The organism is Enterobacter cloacae complex sp. ECL72 (assembly GCF_019056635.1).
GTDB lineage: Bacteria > Pseudomonadota > Gammaproteobacteria > Enterobacterales > Enterobacteriaceae > Enterobacter > Enterobacter hormaechei_C.
In genome coordinates this window covers 2876835-2893109 of the sequence record NZ_CP077659.1, presented here as the reverse complement: position 1 = coordinate 2893109, position 16275 = coordinate 2876835, and the positions used below count along the sequence as shown (strand labels likewise).

12 protein-coding genes and 1 pseudogene are annotated in these 16275 nt (G+C 55.9%); 4 read left to right on the top strand and 9 right to left on the bottom strand.

The features are described from left to right. Window positions 1–2 precede the first annotated feature (2 nt). The 5 genes and pseudogenes from ygjJ to ebgR form a co-directional block, all read right to left on the bottom strand. Window positions 3–1060, bottom strand: a pseudogene (gene ygjJ, locus KTH07_RS14040) (protein YgjJ). A 38-nt stretch (window positions 1061–1098) separates the two neighbouring features. Next, window positions 1099–2535 carry an amino acid permease gene (locus tag KTH07_RS14035; protein WP_032634971.1) on the bottom strand — a complete coding sequence of 479 codons (1437 nt, stop codon included), beginning with the start codon at window positions 2533–2535 and terminating at the stop codon, window positions 1099–1101. A gap of 53 nt (window positions 2536–2588) precedes the next feature. After that, complete coding sequence (locus tag KTH07_RS14030) at window positions 2589–3038, bottom strand: beta-galactosidase subunit beta (RefSeq protein ID WP_015572213.1); 450 nt, start codon at window positions 3036–3038, stop codon at window positions 2589–2591. Further along, window positions 3035–6118, bottom strand: coding sequence for a beta-galactosidase subunit alpha (gene ebgA, locus KTH07_RS14025; protein WP_032619291.1), 3084 nt, complete (start codon window positions 6116–6118; stop codon window positions 3035–3037). Before ebgA ends, KTH07_RS14030 begins: the two co-directional genes overlap by 4 nt. Before the next feature lie 146 nt (window positions 6119–6264). Beyond that, window positions 6265–7248 (bottom strand): transcriptional regulator EbgR, encoded by a 984-nt coding sequence (gene ebgR, locus KTH07_RS14020; RefSeq protein WP_063162038.1) that lies wholly within the window; start codon window positions 7246–7248, stop codon window positions 6265–6267. A 138-nt stretch (window positions 7249–7386) separates the two neighbouring features. Between ebgR and KTH07_RS14015 the strand changes: the two genes are divergently transcribed. Continuing rightward, the gene (locus KTH07_RS14015; protein WP_032619293.1) at window positions 7387–7719 is read left to right on the top strand and encodes a tRNA-binding protein; all 333 of its coding nucleotides are present in this window, start codon (window positions 7387–7389) and stop codon (window positions 7717–7719) included. 87 nt (window positions 7720–7806) lie between these two features. Here the strand turns inward: KTH07_RS14015 and tkt are convergent, their stop codons facing one another. Both tkt and tal read right to left on the bottom strand, forming a co-directional pair. Continuing rightward, window positions 7807–9795, bottom strand: a complete 1989-nt coding sequence (gene tkt, locus KTH07_RS14010; protein WP_015572216.1) for a transketolase — start codon at window positions 9793–9795, stop codon at window positions 7807–7809. A gap of 19 nt (window positions 9796–9814) precedes the next feature. Continuing rightward, complete coding sequence (gene tal, locus KTH07_RS14005; RefSeq protein WP_015572217.1) at window positions 9815–10765, bottom strand: transaldolase; 951 nt, start codon at window positions 10763–10765, stop codon at window positions 9815–9817. A 286-nt stretch (window positions 10766–11051) separates the two neighbouring features. On the opposite strand from tal, the gene maeB reads away from it, so the two are divergent. Then, complete coding sequence (gene maeB / locus KTH07_RS14000; RefSeq protein WP_023295115.1) at window positions 11052–13331, top strand: NADP-dependent oxaloacetate-decarboxylating malate dehydrogenase; 2280 nt, start codon at window positions 11052–11054, stop codon at window positions 13329–13331. A 53-nt stretch (window positions 13332–13384) separates the two neighbouring features. On the opposite strand, the gene hemF is transcribed toward maeB, so the two are convergent. Both hemF and amiA read right to left on the bottom strand, forming a co-directional pair. Next, window positions 13385–14284: an oxygen-dependent coproporphyrinogen oxidase gene (gene hemF, locus KTH07_RS13995; RefSeq protein ID WP_023295114.1), complete on the bottom strand. Its 900-nt coding sequence runs from the start codon at window positions 14282–14284 to the stop codon at window positions 13385–13387. Beyond that, entirely contained in the window at window positions 14284–15159 is an 876-nt protein-coding gene (gene amiA, locus KTH07_RS13990) for an N-acetylmuramoyl-L-alanine amidase AmiA (protein ID WP_015572219.1), read from the bottom strand. The genes hemF and amiA overlap by 1 nt, the downstream gene beginning before the upstream one ends. Window positions 15160–15371: 212 nt before the next feature. Here amiA and KTH07_RS13985 point away from each other — a divergent pair, with 212 nt between their 5' ends. Both KTH07_RS13985 and KTH07_RS13980 read left to right on the top strand, forming a co-directional pair. Beyond that, window positions 15372–15797: a GNAT family acetyltransferase gene (locus KTH07_RS13985; protein ID WP_003861292.1), complete on the top strand. Its 426-nt coding sequence runs from the start codon at window positions 15372–15374 to the stop codon at window positions 15795–15797. Further along, the gene (locus tag KTH07_RS13980; protein ID WP_023304181.1) at window positions 15784–16233 is read left to right on the top strand and encodes a DUF2919 domain-containing protein; all 450 of its coding nucleotides are present in this window, start codon (window positions 15784–15786) and stop codon (window positions 16231–16233) included. Before KTH07_RS13985 ends, KTH07_RS13980 begins: the two co-directional genes overlap by 14 nt. Window positions 16234–16275: the final 42 nt, after the last annotated feature.

Below are 16275 nucleotides of genomic sequence, written 5' to 3'. Positions count from 1 at the left end.
TTTTACCAGTAGAAGTATTGCATCAGGAAGACCTGATCGCTCGGGTCGCCGGAGGCATTTTTCATATAGAAGCGGCTGTCGGCAGCGGTGGCAAAACGCCCGCCGCCGTACTCGTACCAGATCCCGAACTGCATAAACGAGGTAGTTTCTTCAGCCGCATCGTCCGGACGATGTTTCGCGTAGCTGTAAGCAGTGGAGAGATAAGCGCCTTTCAGGGCTTCCACCATGGCGCTGACCATAAATCCGCTCTCCGTGCCGGAGACGTTCTGTCCATCTGCCCGTCCGGTATGATGCCACGCGCGTGCCGCCAGGTTGGGTGTCAAAACGCCTGTTAAAAAGAGCTGGCCTGTGCCGTCGGTAATTTCAAGACCGTTCATCCAGGTGACATCTTTCAGGATGTCGTACTGAATATAGCCATTCGCCATTGCCGGATAGGTAATTTGTCGTCATAACGATCGTATTTGCCGAAGTGCAGCCAGGCCTTGCTTTCGTCATGGTGACCCGCTGGCGTGGCGGTGACGCTATAGCGCAGGTTGCCGGAGAGGTTTTGCACCTTTAGTGCGTACAAGATGTCGCGGGTGTTGGGGATCACATAGCCCAGATCCGGCGTAAAATCGCCCCACCATTGCAGGTCATCGAGAGACGAGTCCTGGCGCAGGCTGAGCATGATCTCGGTGTCGTTATCGGTTTTGTAACCGCCGTAGAAGCGGTTAATCCCACCTTCAAACCCGCCCCAGCTGTGATCGGGCACCCAGGCGTTGCCCTGATGATCCGCCTGTACGGTCCAGCCTTCGCCGTAAATCAGGCCGAACCAGTTCCCCTGTTTCATCTCCAGACCGCCCTCAATATAAGTACCGTCGCTGTATTTATGTTTATCCTGACCTTCTAAATCCATATACCCACCGACGCCCATCTCGCCATAAAAACGAAATGACGGGGAGGTTATTGCCGGTGTTTTGGTATCGTCATGTTCAGCGGGCCGGGCATCTTCTGCGGCAATAGCAGGGCAGCAGAAAGAGAGGGCAGCGAGTGCCCACAATGTTTTTTGTTTAATTTTCATAAACTCATCCCAATGAGATAAAATCCATGCCTTTTATTTCAGTTAATATTCGAGGCAGGTGATGCTTCAATTTGTTGTTGTTCTTTTGATAATCCGTTTACGTATTTGCTGTATTTCCACCAGGCAAATCCGAGGAATAAAAAAATGCCACCGACGTTATAGAAAATAATCGTCAGAATATTGGCACCGGTAGGGAAAGTGGATGCCACAAAACCAATGGCGAAAATAACAATCAGCATCGACACTATGGTTATACCCGTGGTTCGTGAACCCATCCTGAAATCGCGCGGCAGGTGATCGAGCTTACGACGTAGGTTGAGGTAGGCCAGCATAATAAACAGCGGCGGTAACATTGAGGCTGCGGCGGTCATATTGATGACGGTGTTCATCAGCTCCTGCGCGGTACTGGAGCCCATGGTCGGGATAATCATCAGTGGGATCACAATCAAATACTGGATCCAGGCCGCGCGCGCCGGTACGCCGTTTTCGTTCAGCGCCACGGTTTTCGGACCAAAAATGCCGGTCGGGATCTCCGAGAAAAAGATTTTGACCGGCGTCGCCGTCCACATCAGCAGGGAACCGAACATGGCGGTAAAGGAAACCAGACCGACGAAACGGTTCATCAACACTTCCGGCAGGCCAAACCACACCGCCAGACCGTGGAACACCTGCACCGAACCCCCGGTAAACTTCAACGCTTTGCTGCTGATAAAGACGTTGATCAGTACCGAGGAGATGGAGTACAGCACGCCGATAAAGATCCCCGCCAGGATGATCACTTTAACGAAAGATTTCGAACCGCCTTTCACATCGTTTACGTACACCGCGACGGATTCCGCGCCCCCGGCAGCCATAAATATCCAGGTGGTAATGCCGAGGAATGCCCAGTTAAAATGCGGGATCATCGCGTCGACGGTAATCGGATCAGCGGGCTGCACCCCACCCATTAGCGCCGCGCCCGCCAGCAGAATGTAAGAGAGCGTCAGCAGCAGCATCAGCGTGGAGGTTACAGACGTAATTGGCCCCAGCATCTTCGCCCCGTTGGTGGAGACCCACGTTGAGAAGGCGAACAGCACCATACTTAGCACCGTTGTGGCAAATGGTGTGAGAATGTACTCATAGCCAAGAAAGGCATAAGAGGCATAGGCAATGACGCGCGGTAATAACGAGGTGAAGAAGAATAAATTCACGAACCAGTATGTATAAGCGGTAATAAATGCCCAGCGCCCGCCGAGTGAACTTTTAACCCAGGCATAAACTCCAGCTTCTGAGTTTTTATTCAACGAGACAAACTCAGCGATAATTAAGCAGAACGGGATAAAATAGAACAGGGTTGCTAAAAAGAACATCGGCGCGGAGGCAAGTCCGAGTTCGATATTATTATTGATCACGTTGTTAAAACTAAACACGGCGGCAAAGGTCAGCGACAGCAGGCCGAATTTGCCGATGGTATTGCGTTTGGTGGTTTCAGACATAACGTTTCTCCGGGTAAGAGGCTAGCGGTGCTTCATTGGCACCGCTCGTTTTTTTATTTGTTATGGAAATAACCGTCTTCGATGGTCACATTGAGAATGACTTTTTTGACCGGCTCCTCGCTGATAAAGCGATACGCCTCATGGTTCTCACAAATTACGATCTGCCCCTCGCGCACCTGTTCGGTGGTACCCACGCCTTTCAGGTATTCTCGATCGGTCTCATCGCGGTAGCACTCCACTGTCTGAAGCGCATCTTTGGCGGCATATTCAATTTTCTGCGCGCCCTGAAGGTAGTAATGCACCTCGAAATAGCGGCGATGCCCGACAAACAGCGCGTCGGTGCTGGCATCATTGGTCACACGGTAGGCCAGCGAATCGCCAATCGAATGGGCTACGCCGGGCGAGATATTATCGATATTGTTAATGGCTTCTGAGCAGCGCTGCCATTTGCGACCCGTGCGGTAATGCTGTTGAAACTGTTCCAGGCTCTCAAGAACGATCATTTGTCTGCCTCGCTGTGCAAATCCATGGAGAAGAAACCGGTGCCGAATTGCTGGCGTGCCAGCGCCATCGAGGCGATGCGGCCGCCATTGAGCGGGAGCAATGTGAAGCCGTAGCGGAACGGACTGAACCAGACGCGCCAGCTCTCCAGTACCTCACTTCCCCAGGAATTGGAGCCTAAGCCCAGCACCTGGTGGTCAAGATTAAGCGTGATGTCATCGCAGCGGCGCAGTTCGTTGCAGTGCTGTGCGGCGTGAATATTCTCAGCCGTGTAGTGCCAGGCGCTGAAGTGGAGAGGCTGTTGCGGTACGACCAGCACGCCGCTGCCATGACGATCCGCGAGGGAGGCCCAGCGCACCTGCTGACGGTTGCCATTGTTTTGCGGGAACGGATAATTTTCAAACATCTTATCAACCGTGGTGTGCCACAGGTCGATGGTGCTGGCCTGCTGGCTGTCCGGATAGTTTTCACCCGGCCCTCGCCCGTAGTAGCTCACCTGATCGAAACCGCCGTTGATGCCAAGCGTAAAGCCGATGCACGGAATGATGTGCGGGTACTCGCCGTAGCGCTCACCGCATAGCTCAACGTTGATTTGCCCGTCGGCGGCGATGCGCCAGCGATAGGTACAGCGCATGCCAAAATCAAACACTGGCGGGGCAATCAGGGTACGGGTGGTGACGATGATCGCATCGTCATGCTGCTCAACCTCGAAACCGCGCAGGTGCTCCTGCATGATCTGGAAATGATACGGCTGCCACAGCCCTTCATACTCCTGCTTATGGTTATCAATCATGGGCTTGAAGAAGTTAATCTTCGGCTCACGGGTAAGGTATTCCTCACCGTTCACCTGCCAGGCGCTGAGTTTTCCCGATACTTTAGAGAAGCTCGCGCGGAAGTTATGCCCGGTCACGGTGCAGCTCAGGCGATCTTCCTCCAGACGCAGCGGAGTGGCACTGGTGTTGATAAACGGTGTCGGGCGTGCCGTGCGGCCTTTTAACGGGAACTGATACACCGCGATCTCGTGCCCGACCTCGCTGTAGCGCGTGGGACTGTTTTTGATAATACGTACAGTCAGAAATGCTTCGCGCTCGTCCAGTTCCGGCACGTGCAGGCTGACGCTGCGGGAGCTGTTGGGGGCCAACCCGGTGATGTTCAGTGGCTCGCTGTGCAGCGTTTCACCTTCCGCACGCACCTCCGTGAGCAGGGTGTAATCATCCAGGCTGGTGAACCATAAGCGGTTATCAACGTGCAGCTCACCGTTTTGCCAGCGCAGTTTGACCGGGGCGATCACCTGCTTGTACTCACGCAAACCTGGCCCGGGCGTTTGATCGGAGTAGATCAGCCCGTCGAGGCAGAAGTTGTAATTATTGGGGTAATCACCGAAGTCGCCGCCATAGGCGTACCAGATGTTGCCGCTGGCGTCTGTTTTCTGAATACCGTGGTCGCACCACTCCCAGACATAATGCCCCTGAATGCAGTCGTGGCGATCGAACACGTTCTGATACTCGGTCAACCCGCCGGGACCGTTGCCCATCGCATGGGCGTATTCGCAGATAATGCGCGGTTTGGCGTGCGGGTATTCGCCAAACAGATTCATCAGCGGTACGCGGGTATACATGGTGGAGATAATGTCCACCACCTCGGCGTCGCGATCTTCTTCGTAGTGAAGCAGGCGAGTATCATCCAGCGCTTTTGCCGCACGGGCCATCGCGCGGATGTTACAGCCGTAGCCGGACTCATTTCCGAGCGACCAGATGATGATCGACGGATGATTTTTCTGCGCGTGAATATGGCGTTCGATGCGCTCAACGTAGACCGGCTCCCACACCGGATCGTCCGTAATGCGGCTCAGGTCGCCGACGTTGGCGAAGCCGTGAGACTCCACATCCGTTTCAGCCATTACAAACAGGCCGTACAGGTCGCAAAGCTCGTAAAAGCGCGGGTCGTTCGGGTAGTGGGCGGTACGTACCGAGTTGATATTGTGCTGCTTCATCAGGATCAGGTCGCGCTCCACGCGATCCATCCCCACCGCGCGGCCCCTCAGATGATCGTTGTCATGACGATTGACGCCGTGCAGCTTCAGATAACGGTTGTTAACGTAGAACAGGCCGTCTTTCACCTTGATATCCCGAAACCCGATGCGCTGCGGGATGATTTCCAGCGTCTGGCCATGGTTATCTTTTAAAGTCATGACCAGATGATAAAGATCCGGCGATTCAGCGGACCACTGGCGGGGTTGCCTCACCTCAATGCTGAAGGCGGTTTCCGCACGCTCGCTGACGGTCAGGTTGTCGGTTGTTCCCTTGTGCAGCACTGTCTCGCCGTCGTACAGGGTATAATCCAGTTGAACACAGCCAGGGCGTGCAGCAAGGTTTTCCAGCTCAAGCTGACAGAAGAGGGTGGCATCCCGGTATGCCTCGTCGAAGGTGGTTTTAACCGTGAAATCGCGGACATGCGTGAGTGATTTTCCCAGCAGGTAGACGTCGCGGAATATCCCCGCCGTCCACCACATGTCCTGATCCTCAATGTAGGTGGAATCTGCCCACTGCATAACCCGCACGCACAACAGGTTTTGCCCGCTGTGTACCGCATCGCTGATATCAAACTCGGCAGACAGTCGGCTGCCTTTGCTAAAGCCTATATAGCGGCCATTCACGTAGACTTCGAAATAGGTTTCGACGCCGTCAAACTTGATAAGGGTCTGTTTCTCTTGCCAGCTTTCAGAAAGCGTAAACCAGCGCTGGTATGCCCCGGTCGGGTTGTCTGACGGCACCCATGGTACGTCCACCGGGAAAGGAAAGCCTTCGTCGGTGTACTGCAACTGACCGTGACCTTCCATCTGCCACATGCCCGGCACGGTAATATCGCCCCAGTCGGCCATGTATTCTGAGGTAAAGTTTTCCGGGACAAGCAGCGGGTTCGTGAAGAAGCGAAAGTTCCACTTTCCGCTTAGCGACAGAAAGTGGCTGCTGGCTTCACGCGCAAACGTGCGCGCCCGGGAAACGGTGTCATAAGAGAAGAAGTACGCACGCGGCGGGAGCCGGTTTTCATGCGTGAGTTGAATATTTTCCCAGCGATTCATGTGATCTCCCTGTAGGGGTAAAACATCATTGCTGGAGATTTTAGTAAATATTTTACTAAATAAAATCAGTAAAACCGATTTGCTTTAACTCGATCACGAAATTAAAAAAGCCGGGCGTGCCCGGCGGGAGAGTTAACAGGTGGAAATCAGCGGGTGGTGCCGCGCAGCTTCAGTACGCTCGGGACAAAGACCTGAAGCGGTAGTGCGCGGCCATCGCGGGCCTTTTCCAGCAGCAGATTAACGCCCTGGCTGCCCATCATTTCAGAGTGAATGCGCACGGTGGAAAGAGGCGGGAAGGTAAAGCGGGCGGTTGGAATGTCGTTCACGCTGATCAGTGAAATATCTTCCGGGATCGCCAGCCCTTTTTCGTGGATGGCGCGTAACACCCCGATGGCGATGGAATCGGAGGCCACGAACAAGGCGGAAGGCCAGCACTGTTGTGCCAGCATGATTTTTGCCAGTTCATAACCGGACGAACTGGAAAAACCGCCGCGCCAGATGTCCTGTTCCGATACCACCCCTTTCAGGAGCCCGTACTCCACGAAGGCGGCTTCCCGAATATCAGCCTTGCCTGGCTCATATTCGCCGCCGATAAAGCCAATCCGCTTAACTCCCTGAGCAATAAAGAAATCCACGATCTGCTTGCTGATGCGCGAAAGGTCAATATCGACAGAATCGTACTCGCTGCCTGGCTCGTGAAAGTCGATAAAACAGACGTTGTCGGTCAACGACATTGCCGCACGTCGAAGCGCAGGGGAGGGTTTGCCTACAATCAACACCCCGGTGAGCTTTTTCAGCTCCGGCAGGGTGGCATTAGCGTAGCAGTTACTCAGTTCGACCCCCAGTTTTTCGCACTGCGTCTCAATGCCGTGGCGAATGGCAAGATAGTAAGGGTCGTTGATCTCCAGTTCCTGCTGGTAGCTGTAGAGCGCCAGAATATGTTGCTGACCGGCAGCGACAGACTGCATTTTACGGGAGGTCGTGCTTTTGTATTCCAGCTTCTCGGCAATCTCGAGAATGCGGTGTTTCGTCTCTTCTTTCACATTCAGCGTCGGGTCATCGTTTAAAACCCGGGATACCGTTGCCAGCGAGACGCCAGCTTCCGTCGCGATGTCTTTCAGCGTTGCCATGTTTGTCCTCATTCCCCACGAGATAGCTTATTGTAAAGGATGCGTTCGGACATGCATTAATTTTTAGTAAATAACATCCCTGTTGCCCTCGCCAGTTACCATGTTAGTATTTAGTAAAATTTTACCAAGGAGGCAAAAGTGGAAACGGTAGCATACGATGATTTTGCAAAGCTCGAGATCCGCGTGGGGAAGATTGTTGACGTTAAACGTCACGCCAATGCGGACAAGCTCTATATTGCGCAGATAGAGGTGGGAGACAGAACGTTGCAAACCGTCACCAGCCTGGTGCCGTATTACCGGGAAGAGGAGCTGATGGGCAAAACGGTGGTGGTGTTGTGTAACCTGGCAAAGGCTAAAATGCGCGGTGAAACATCTGAATGCATGTTGCTCTGCGCGGAAACCGATGACGCCCGAGAAAGTGTGTTATTAACGCCGGAGTGGGTGATGGCGGCAGGGGTAAGAGTGGTGTGAAAAAGCCGGGTGGCGGCTACGCCTTACCCGGCCTACAAAGCCTCGAACCGCAGGCCGGGTAAACGACAGCGTCACCCGGCAAAAGCACTACAGCACGCTTAGCGCCTTCTCCACCACGTTCTCAACGGTAAAGCCGAAATATGGGAACAGCTTGTCGGCCGGGGCGGATTCACCGTAACCATGCATCCCGACAATTGCCCCTTTCAGGCCCACGTATTTGTACCAGTAGTCGGCAATGCCAGCTTCAACCGCCACGCGCGCCGCGACGTTTGAAGGCAGCACCGATTCGCGGTACGCCTCATCCTGAGCATCAAAGATATCCGTTGAAGGGAGTGAAACCACGCGCACCGCGTGACCCTCGGCGGTCAGTTTCTCCGCCGCTTTTACCGTGATTTCCACCTCGGAACCGGTGGCGATCAGGATCACGTCTGGCTTGCCGCCGCTGTCTTTCAGGATGTACCCGCCGCGGGCGATATTTTTCACCTGCTCCGGCGTGCGCTCGATCTGCGCCAGGTTCTGGCGCGACAGGATCAGCGCCGTGGGTCCGTTATGACGCTCTACGGCCAGCTTCCAGCCCACTGCCGCTTCCACCTGATCGCAAGGACGCCAGGTGCTGAAGTTTGGCGTTAAGCGCAGGCTCGCCAGCTGCTCTACCGCCTGGTGCGTCGGCCCATCTTCACCCAGCCCGATAGAGTCGTGGGTGTACACCATGATTTGCCGCGCCTTCATCAGGGCCGCCATACGCGCCGCGTTACGGGCATATTCGACAAACATCAGGAAGGTGGCGGTGTACGGCACGAAGCCGCCATGGTGGGCGATGCCGTTGGCAATGGCGGTCATCCCAAACTCGCGCACGCCGTAGTGGATGTAGTTCCCGGCAATGTCCTCCTTCAGGGATTTAGAGCCGGACCAGATGGTAAGGTTACTTGGCGCCAGATCCGCCGAGCCGCCCAGCAGTTCGGGCAGGATTGGGCCAATCGCGTTAAGGGTGTTTTGTGATGCCTTACGGGTGGCAATTTTCGCCGGGTTGGATTGCAGGTTTTCAATCAGCGCCTGGGTTTTCTCTTCCCAGTCTTCCGGCAGGCCGCCGCTCATGCGGCGGGTAAACTCAGCCGCCAGCTCCGGATACGCTTTTTTGTAGGCGGCAAACTTCTCGTTCCAGGCCTGCTGCGCTTTTTCACCTGTTTCGCGAGCATCCCAGGCCTTGTAGATCTCTTTTGGGATCTCAAAGGCCGGGTGTTTCCAGCCCAGTTTCTGGCGGGTCAGCGCCACTTCCTCTTCACCCAGCGCCGCGCCGTGCGCCTCCTCTTTGCCCGCTTTGTTCGGCGAGCCGAAGCCGATGGTGGTGCGGCAGATGATCAGGGACGGTTTGTCCTTCACGCTCTGCGCTTCCTGAATCGCTTTTTTCACCGCCTCTGGATCGTGACCGTCGATCTCGTGCACCACGTGCCAGTGATAGGCTTCAAAGCGTTTCGCCGTATCGTCGGTAAACCAGCCCTCGGTTTCCCCGTCAATGGAGATACCGTTGTGATCGTAGAAGCCAATCAGCTTGCCCAGCCCCAGGGTGCCCGCCAGAGAACAGACCTCGTGAGAGATCCCCTCCATCAGACAGCCGTCGCCCATAAAGACATAGGTATAGTGATCGACAATCTCGTGGTCGGGCTGGTTGAACTGCGCGGCCAGCGTACGTTCGGCAATCGCCAGGCCAACCGCATTCGCCAGCCCCTGGCCCAGCGGGCCGGTAGTGGTTTCAACGCCCGGCGTATAGCCGATCTCCGGGTGGCCCGGCGTTTTGGAGTGCAGCTGGCGGAAGTTTTTTAATTCCTCAAGCGGCAGATCGTAGCCGGAAAGGTGCAGCAGGCTGTAGAGCAGCATCGAGGCGTGCCCGTTGGAAAGAATAAAACGGTCGCGGTCGTACCAGGTCGGATCGGTAGGGTTGTGCTTCAGGAAGTCGTTCCACAGCACTTCGGCGATATCAGCCATACCCATGGGGGCGCCAGGGTGGCCGGAATTGGCTTTTTGTACGGCATCCATGCTGAGGGCGCGAATGGCGTTGGCGAGCTCTTTACGGGACATAGTTCACTCCGTGGCAAGGTTAAAGTTTGGCGGCGAGAAGATCTTCGAGTTTGCGCTGGTCGACGGCGAACTGACGGATGCCGTCCGCCAGTTTTTCCACGGCCATTGGATCCTGATTGTGCTCCCAGCGGAATTCCGCTTCGGTCATGGGTTTTGGTTTTGGCAGAACGGTGGAGGTTGGCACCAGCTTGCGGATCACCGTCTCTTCACTCTCCTGAAGCTTTTTCAGCAGGTCAGGGGAGATGGTCAGCCGGTCGCAGCCCGCGAGCGCGAGGATCTGCTCGGTGCGGCGGAAGCTGGCCCCCATCACGATGGTCTCGTAGCGGTGCTGCTTGTAATAATCGTAGATATTACGCACCGATTTCACGCCGGGATCTTCGTCCACCACATACGGATCCATCGGCTGTTTCGCCTGATACCAGTCGTAGATACGTCCGACAAACGGTGAAATCAGGAACACGCCCGCTTCGGCGCAGGCACGCGCCTGGGCGAAGGAGAACAGCAGCGTCAGGTTACAGTTGATCCCCTCTTTCTCCAGCACTTCCGCCGCGCGGATGCCTTCCCAGGTGGAGGCAAGCTTGATCAGGATGCGTGATTTATCGATCCCCTGCTCCTGATAGAGTTCCACCAGGCGGCGAGCCTTGCTAATGCTCTTTTCCTGGTCGAATGAGAGGCGGGCATCCACTTCGGTGGAGACGCGTCCCGGTATGCTTTTAAGAATTTCCGCACCGATATTGACCGCCAGCTTGTCACTGGCCTCGGCGACCTGCTGCTCCTGCGTTTTCCCGCGCTGTTTGCCGTAGGCAAGGGCGTCATCAATCAGATGACTAAAGTGCGCAAGACCGGCCGCCTTGAGCAGCAGCGAGGGGTTGGTGGTCGCGTCTTCCGGCTGGTAGTGACGAATCGATTCGATGTCGCCGCTGTCTGCAACCACGGTGGTAAATTGTTTGATGCCGTCTAGCTGGTTCATAATTACTCCTTGGAAATAAAAGAGTTAGTCGAGTGCGTCAGGTCACACTTCTGAGAAAATCATGATGGACTTAACAAAAAAGCATAGCAGACGGGGGAGGCATTGCTGTCTGAGACGGGTAACATGGCTGTTATAAATTGATAACAATTTTTATTCTGCAATGGTGAGAGTTTGGCAGCCTTCAAAGTTTAGGAGCCTGCCTGCGGCGATACTATGCGGCACACCAGGGTGTGCATAGGAACGTCAACATCACCCTTTTTGACCGAAACGTGAAAGGAATAACAAGATGGATGATCAGTTAAAACAAAGCGCTCTCGATTTTCACGAGTTTCCTGTTCCGGGTAAAATCCAGGTATCCCCGACCAAACCGCTCGCGACCCAGCGCGATCTGGCGCTGGCCTACTCGCCAGGCGTAGCTGCCCCGTGCCTTGAAATCGAAAAAGATCCGCTGGCAGCGTACAAATACACCGCCCGTGGCAACCTGGTGGCCGTTATCTCTAACGGTACGGCGGTACTGGGGTTAGGGAACATTGGCGCGCTGGCCGGTAAGCCGGTGATGGAAGGGAAGGGCGTTCTGTTTAAGAAATTTGCCGGTATCGACGTCTTTGATATCGAAGTGGACGAACTGGACCCGGATAAATTCATCAACGTGGTGGCGGCGCTGGAGCCGACCTTCGGCGGCATCAACCTGGAAGACATCAAAGCGCCGGAATGTTTCTATATCGAGCAGAAGCTGCGCGAGCGTATGAACATTCCCGTGTTCCATGACGACCAGCACGGCACGGCGATTATCAGTACCGCCGCCATTCTGAACGGTCTGCGTGTGGTGGAGAAAAACCTCTCCGACGTGCGCATGGTGGTCTCCGGCGCTGGCGCCGCGGCCATCGCCTGTATGAACCTGCTGGTGGCGCTGGGCATGCAGAAACACAACATCGTGGTCTGCGACTCCAAAGGCGTGATTTACAAAGACCGCGAGCCAAACATGGCGGAAACCAAGGCGGCCTATGCGGTGGAAGACGACGGCAAGCGCACGCTAGAAGACGTCATTGAAGGTGCCGACATTTTCCTCGGCTGTTCAGGCCCGAAAGTACTGACCCAGGAGATGGTGCAGAAGATGGCGCGTGCGCCAATGATCCTGGCCCTGGCGAACCCGGAGCCGGAAATTCTGCCGCCGCTGGCGAAGGCAGTGCGTGAAGACGCGATCATCTGTACCGGACGTTCGGACTACCCGAACCAGGTGAACAACGTGCTCTGCTTCCCGTTCATCTTCCGCGGTGCGCTGGACGTCGGCGCTACGGCAATCAACGAAGAGATGAAGCTCGCCGCCGTTCATGCTATCGCAGAGCTGGCGCACGCCGAGCAGAGCGAAGTGGTGGCCTCCGCCTACGGCGATCAGGATCTGAGCTTCGGCCCGGACTACATTATCCCTAAACCATTTGACCCGCGTCTGATCGTGAAGATCGCGCCAGCGGTGGCCAAAGCGGCGATGGACTCTGGCGTGGCGACGCGGCCGATTGAAGATTTCGATGCCTACGTCGATAAACTCACCGAGTTCGTCTACAAAACCAACCTGTTTATGAAGCCGATCTTCTCCCAGGCGCGCGCTGACGCGAAGCGCGTGGTGCTGGCGGAAGGGGAAGAGGCGCGCGTGCTGCATGCCACTCAGGAGCTGATCACCTTAGGGCTGGCGAAACCGATCCTGATTGGTCGTCCGAGCGTGATCGAGATGCGTATTCAGAAGCTGGGCCTGCAAATTAAGCCGGGCGTCGACTTTGAGATCGTCAATAACGAATCCGATCCGCGCTTCAAAGAGTACTGGAACGAATACTATTCGATCATGAAGCGTCGGGGGATCACCCAGGAGCAGGCGCAGCGGGCGGTGATCAGCAACACCACGGTGATCGGCGCGATCATGGTTCACCGCGGTGAGGCGGATGCGCTGATCTGCGGCACCATCGGCGAGTACCATGAGCATTTCAGCGTGGTGCAGGAGATCTTCGGCTATCGCGAGGGTGTCCATACTGCCGGCGCAATGAACGCGCTGCTGCTGCCAAGCGGTAACACCTTTATCGCCGATACCTACGTCAACGACGATCCTTCCCCGGACGAACTGGCGGAAATAACCGTGATGGCGGCGGAAACCGTGCGCCGCTTTGGTATCGAGCCGAAAGTGGCGCTGCTGTCGCATTCTAACTTCGGGTCATCCAAATCCGCGGCGGCGTGCAAAATGCGCCAGACGCTGGACCTGGTGCGCGAGCGTGCGCCGGAACTGATGATCGACGGCGAGATGCACGGCGACGCCGCGCTGGTGGAGAGCATTCGTAATGAACGTATGCCGGACAGCCCGCTGAAAGGCTCCGCGAACGTGCTGATTATGCCGAACGTAGAAGCGGCGCGTATCAGCTATAACCTGCTGCGCGTGTCGAGTTCTGAAGGGGTGACCGTAGGGCCAGTGCTGATGGGGGTGTCAAAACCGGTACATGTATTAACGCCGATTGCCTCCGTGCGTCGTATCGTCAACATGGTGGCGCTAGCGGTGGTTGAGGCACAGACGCAGCCGCTGTAATTTTTACCCTCACCCTAACCCTCTCCCTTTGGGAGAGGGCAGGGGTGAGGGGGTTACACCCAGTCCCGAACCCGAATAAAATCACGCAAGGCAGCCTCCGGGCTGCCTTCTTTGGGTTCAAAGCTGTATTCCCAGCGCACCAGCGGCGGCATCGACATCAGAATGGACTCCGTGCGCCCACCGGTTTGCAGGCCAAACAGCGTCCCGCGATCCCATACCAGGTTAAACTCCACGTAACGCCCGCGGCGGTACAGCTGGAACTCACGCTCGCGAACGCCGTAGTCGGTGTTTTTGCGGCGTTCGACAATCGGCAGATAGGCATCGGTAAAGCCTTCACCCACTGCGCGCATAAAGCTGAACGCGGTATCAAAATCCGGCGTGTTGAGATCGTCAAAGAACAGCCCGCCGATGCCGCGTTGCTCGTCGCGATGCTTCAGATAGAAATAATCATCGCACCACTTTTTGTATTTCGGGTAAACGTCTTCGCCAAACGGCAGGCAGAGGTCGCGCGCGGTGGTGTGCCAGTGCACGGCGTCCTCTTCGAAGCCATAGTAAGGCGTTAAGTCGAAACCGCCGCCAAACCACCAGACCGGATCGGCCCCCGGTTTTTCCGCGATGAAAAAGCGCACGTTGGCGTGGCTGGTTGGCACAAACGGGTTATGCGGATGCACCACCAGCGAGACGCCCATCGCCTCGAAGCTGCGGCCCGCCAGTTCAGGCCGATGCGCCGTGGCGGACGCCGGCATTGCATCACCGTGGACGTGGGAGAAGTTGACCCCGGCCTGTTCAAAAATGCCACCGTTACGCAGCACGCGGCTGCGCCCGCCGCCGCCCGCTTCGCGCTGCCAGGCATCTTCCTGGAATTCACCGCCGTCTGCGGCGGCCAGTTTCTGGCAAATCGCGTCCTGTAACTGCATCAGGAAAGTTTTGACCAGCTGTGCATTCGGTTTCATCAACGTTTCCTGGAGTGCGCTTTTTGATTATCGAACCAGTTGAAATAACTGATGACCCCGGAGGCGATAGCGTTCGCGATCTTCTGACGAAACGCCGTGGTGCCGAGTAAACGCTCCTCTTCCGGGTTGGTAATGAACGAGGTTTCCACCAGCACGGACGGAATGGACGGGGACTTCAGCACCACAAACGCGGCCTGCTCGGTGCTTTTACTGTGCAGACGGTGCACGGGCTTAATCCGTTTAAGGATATGCGAGCCGAGCGTCAGGCTGTTTTTGATGGTATCGGTCTGCACGAGATCAAACAGAACCTGCTGCAACAGATGGTCTTTGTCGGTGGCTTTTTTCCCGGCCACTTCATCCGCCCGGTTTTCGCGATCGGAGAGGTATTTCGCCATGGCGCTACTGGCGCCACGGTTGGAGAGGGCGAACACCGATGCGCCTGCGGCGGAAGGGTTTGTGAAGCCATCCGCGTGAATGGACATAAACAGGTCGGCGCCGTGCTTATGGGCAATTTCCACGCGATCGTACAGCGGGATAAACGTGTCGCCCGTGCGCGTCAGGCGGGCGTCAATGCCGTTGCTGCGTAAAATTGCGCGCACATTTTTTGCAATTGCCAGCACGACGTGTTTTTCTTTCGACCCGTTTCGGCCAATGGCGCCGGTGTCGATCCCGCCGTGGCCCGGATCGAGCATGACCAGACGCTTTGCCCCGGCTTTTTTGGTTTTCGGCTTGCTGTGTCCGTTACTGGTTTTAAGCGAGCTCTCTTCTTTTGCCTGAGCCTGCTTTGCGATGCCTGTTAACGTTAAGGCCGCCAGCCCCGCTTTGAGAACCTGACGACGCGATGTGAGTGCTTTTAATGGTTTGAATGTGCTCATGCGGCCTGAATTGTAAAAATTGGGGTCCTGGTGTTATATCGTATCGCGTTTTGCGTGACGACATTCCTTATTGAGAATTGTTTTACTTTTCATTTCAATACGTGACAAAGTGACATTATGCCAAATTTTGGCGAGTTTTTCCCCGGTTATTGGCTAAATGCCCTGTTCACGCCATAATCACTGTTTTTAAACCCGAAAAGGCGGTTAATACCATGGAGATACGCGTTTTTCGCCAGGAAGATTTCGAAGAGGTGATCACCCTTTGGGAGCGCTGCGATCTGCTGCGTCCGTGGAACGATCCGGAAATGGACATCGAACGGAAGGTGAATCACGACGTCAGTCTGTTTCTGGTCGCTGAGGTCAACGGCGAGGTGGTCGGGACGGTAATGGGCGGGTACGACGGCCACCGCGGGTCGGCCTACTATCTGGGCGTGCACCCGGAATATCGCGCGCGCGGCATCGCCAACGCGCTGCTTAACCGTCTGGAAAAGAAACTGATCGCCCGTGGCTGCCCGAAAATCCAGATTATGGTGCGGGAAGATAACGACGTGGTGCTGGGCATGTATGAACGTCTGGGCTACGAGCACGCGGATGTACTGACGCTGGGTAAGCGCCTGATCGAAGATGAAGAGTACTGAGTTCCACCCTGGCGACTATGATGTTCACGGTCGTCTGCGTCTGCCTTTTTTATTCTGGTGCGTTCTGCTGTTGCAGGCCCGCACCTGGGTGCTGTTCGTGATGGCTGGCGCGTCACGCGGGCAGGGCGATACGCTACTGAATCTCTTTTATCCCGATCACGATGCGTTCTGGCTGGGGTTACTGCCCGGTGTACCGGCGGTGCTGGCGTTCCTGTGCAGCGGTCGGCGGCAGTTCCTCCCGCGCTTCTGGCGCGCGCTTCGCTGGCTGTTGATTCTGGCGCAGGTTGTGCTCCTGATCTGGCAGCCCGTGCTCTGGCTGTACGGCGAGCCGCTTTCCGGTATCGGGATTGCGCTGGTGGTGGCGGATATTGTCGCGCTGCTGTGGCTGGTCACGAACCCCCGTTTACGCGCCTGTTTTACGCAAGAGTCAGATTAAAACGGCACTTTTTGCCGATACTGCACTCCAACAAGCGTTGAT

What these genes read in the sequence shown, in the direction of transcription:
- KTH07_RS14030 (WP_015572213.1), bottom strand. Translation starts at nt 3,038, where the DNA reads ATGATCGTTCTTGAGAGCCTGGAACAGTTTCAACAGCATTACCGCACG.
- hemF (WP_023295114.1), bottom strand. Translation starts at nt 14,284, where the DNA reads ATGAAACCGAATGCACAGCTGGTCAAAACTTTCCTGATGCAGTTACAG.
- ebgR (WP_063162038.1), bottom strand. Translation starts at nt 7,248, where the DNA reads ATGGCAACGCTGAAAGACATCGCGACGGAAGCTGGCGTCTCGCTGGCA.
- maeB (WP_023295115.1), top strand. Translation starts at nt 11,052, where the DNA reads ATGGATGATCAGTTAAAACAAAGCGCTCTCGATTTTCACGAGTTTCCT.
- amiA (WP_015572219.1), bottom strand. Translation starts at nt 15,159, where the DNA reads ATGAGCACATTCAAACCATTAAAAGCACTCACATCGCGTCGTCAGGTT.
- KTH07_RS13985 (WP_003861292.1), top strand. Translation starts at nt 15,372, where the DNA reads ATGGAGATACGCGTTTTTCGCCAGGAAGATTTCGAAGAGGTGATCACC.
- KTH07_RS13980 (WP_023304181.1), top strand. Translation starts at nt 15,784, where the DNA reads ATGAAGAGTACTGAGTTCCACCCTGGCGACTATGATGTTCACGGTCGT.
- tkt (WP_015572216.1), bottom strand. Translation starts at nt 9,795, where the DNA reads ATGTCCCGTAAAGAGCTCGCCAACGCCATTCGCGCCCTCAGCATGGAT.
- KTH07_RS14035 (WP_032634971.1), bottom strand. Translation starts at nt 2,535, where the DNA reads ATGTCTGAAACCACCAAACGCAATACCATCGGCAAATTCGGCCTGCTG.
- ebgA (WP_032619291.1), bottom strand. Translation starts at nt 6,118, where the DNA reads ATGAATCGCTGGGAAAATATTCAACTCACGCATGAAAACCGGCTCCCG.
- tal (WP_015572217.1), bottom strand. Translation starts at nt 10,765, where the DNA reads ATGAACCAGCTAGACGGCATCAAACAATTTACCACCGTGGTTGCAGAC.